Source organism: Neisseria sp. P0019.S002 (genome assembly GCF_051957155.1).
Lineage (GTDB): Bacteria > Pseudomonadota > Gammaproteobacteria > Burkholderiales > Neisseriaceae > Neisseria > Neisseria perflava.
On sequence record NZ_JBQCWS010000201.1, the window covers coordinates 1 to 208 of the forward strand.

1 pseudogene is annotated in these 208 nt (G+C 56.7%); it reads left to right on the forward strand.

Features of this window, described 5'->3' with window-relative positions:
- Positions 1-208 (forward strand): annotated as a pseudogene (locus tag ACTHTY_RS12300) (hypothetical protein); the annotation flags it as partial.

A 208-nucleotide genomic window follows, 5' to 3' on the forward strand; every position in this document is an offset into this window, starting at 1 on the left:
TGACACTGGTGCAGCCGGCGCTAAAGGCGATAAAGGTGACACTGGTGCAGCCGGCGCTAAAGGCGACAAAGGCGATAAAGTTGACACTGGTGCAGCCGGCGCTAAAGGCGATAAAGGTGACACTGGTGCAGCCGGCGCTAAAGGCGACAAAGGCGATAAAGTTGACACTGGTGCAGCCGGCGCTAAAGGCGATAAAGGTGACACTGGT